At 73.4% G+C, this 2,011-nt stretch carries 2 protein-coding genes; one reads left to right on the plus strand and one right to left on the minus strand.

Annotation, left to right across the window (positions count from 1 at the left end; all coding sequences use genetic code 11):
- Positions 1–818, plus strand: an 818-nt coding sequence (locus VFZ20_RS07890) for a HAMP domain-containing sensor histidine kinase (RefSeq protein WP_329683306.1), incomplete at its 5' end; no start/stop codon positions are given.
- Positions 819–1,130: 312 nt separating this feature from the next.
- Here VFZ20_RS07890 and VFZ20_RS07895 read toward each other — a convergent pair.
- Positions 1,131–2,011, minus strand: an 881-nt coding sequence (locus VFZ20_RS07895; RefSeq protein ID WP_329683307.1) for a HAMP domain-containing sensor histidine kinase, incomplete at its 5' end; no start/stop codon positions are given.

A 2,011-nucleotide genomic window follows, 5' to 3' on the forward strand; every position in this document is an offset into this window, starting at 1 on the left:
GGCTGCGCGAGCTCAACCGCGCACTCGAGGACCGGGTGCAGGAGCGCACCGCCGCCCTCGCGCAGGCGAACGCCGAGCTGGCCCGCGCCACACGACTCAAGGACGAGTTCCTGGCCAGCATGAGCCACGAGCTGCGCACGCCCCTCAACGCCATCGGCGGGTACGTGGACCTGCTGCAGATGGAGCTGCGCGGGCCGCTGACCACGCAGCAGCAGTCGGACCTGGACCGCGTGAAGCGCGCGCAGCAGCACCTGCTGGGCCTTATCAACGACGTGCTGAACTTTGCCAAGCTCGAGGCGGGGCGCATCGAGCTGGAGCTGCGCGACGTGGCGCTGGGCGAGGTGCTGGACGAGGTGGAGGCGCTCATCGCACCGCAGGCCGCCGCGCGCGGCATCTCCTTCGCCCCCGCGCGGGGCGACGACGCCGTGCGGGTGCGCGCGGACGCCGAGAAGCTGGAGCAGGTGCTGCTGAACCTGCTGTCCAACGCGGTCAAGTTCACGTCGCCCGGCGGGCAGGTATCGCTGGACTGGATGGAGGAGGACGGCGAGGTGCGCGTGCGGGTGCACGACACGGGCGTGGGCGTGCCGCCGGAAAAGCTGGCGAGCATCTTCGAGCCTTTCGTGCAGGTGGACCCGGACCTGACGCGCACCCGGCAGGGGACCGGGCTGGGCCTGGCCATCAGCCGCGAGCTGGCCCGCGCCATGGGCGGCGACGTCACGGTGCGCAGCGTGGTGGGCGCGGGGAGCACGTTTTCCGTGCACCTGCTGCCCGGCGAGGGAATAGGGAACAGGGAACAGGGAACAGGGAATAGGGAATAGGGAATAGGGAATAGGGAATAGCCTGCCACGGCACCCGCCTCCGGCTTCGGCGCGGGATTGCCGTTCTCCCTCCCCCGCGCCGTTTGCGGGGGAGGGCCGGGGAGGGGGGCGCTCACCCTTCGCGCGGACCCGAATCAACGCTCGATGCCGGATCAGCCTGCCGGGATCGTTACGGGGAACAGCCTGCAACGGCACCCGCGTCCGGCTTAGACACGGGATTGCCGTTCTCCCTCCCCCGCGCCGTTTGCGGGGGAGGGCCGGGGAGGGGGGCGCTCACCCTTCGCGCGGACCCGAATCAGGCTCGACGCCGGATCAGCCCGCCGGGATCTCCGCCCGCAGGACGGTGCCCTGGCCGGGCCGGCTCTCGGCGGACACGTCGCCCCCCAGCATCCACGCCAGCCGCCGCGCCAGCGGAAGCCCCAGCCCAATGCCGGGTCCGCGCTCCGGGGCCTCCGGCGCCGCGCGCCAGAAGGGATCGAACGCCTGCTCCAGGTCGTCCGGGTCCATCCCGATCCCCGTGTCCCGCACCTCCAGCACCGTCCGGTCCGCCTCGCCCCGCAGCGCCAGCCGCACGCCCCCGGCGTCCGTGAACTTCACGGCGTTGTCCAGCAGGCTGAAGAGGATCTGCCGCACCTTGTCGGGGTCCGTCTCCGCCCACAGCGGCCCGTCGCCCAGCTCCACGTCGAACGCCAAGCCCTTTTGCCGGGCCAGCGGCTCCATCATCCCCGCGGTCTCACGGGCCAGGGCGGCCAGGTCCACCCGCGTCCGACGCGGCGCGTCCCATCCGGACTCCGCCCGGCGAAAGCCCAGCGACGCCTCCACCAGCCGGTCCAGGTGACCCGCCGCCCCCAGGATGCGGCCCACGTGCTCCCGCGCCGGCTCCGGGAGGGCGACGGGAATGCCGTCGTCCAGCAGGTGCGCGAAAGCGACCACCGTCATCAGCGGGGTGCGGAACTCGTGCGAGATGGTGCCCACGAAGTCCGCCCGGGCCCGGCGCGCCCGCTCCACCTCGTCGCGCAGGTGCGCGTCCTCCACGGCCAGGGCCGCCCGCCGCGCCAGCTCCTCCGCCAGCGCCGCCTCGTCCGGGTCGTAGCCCCCCGCACCCCGCGCGAAGGTGATGGCGCCCAGCACCCGCTCGCGCGCCCGGAGCGGAAGCACCATCGCGCGCGCGGGCACGTCCGCCGTGCCCGGCA

Origin of the sequence: Longimicrobium sp. (genome assembly GCF_036280135.1) — a bacterium.
Classification (GTDB): domain Bacteria; phylum Gemmatimonadota; class Gemmatimonadetes; order Longimicrobiales; family Longimicrobiaceae; genus Longimicrobium.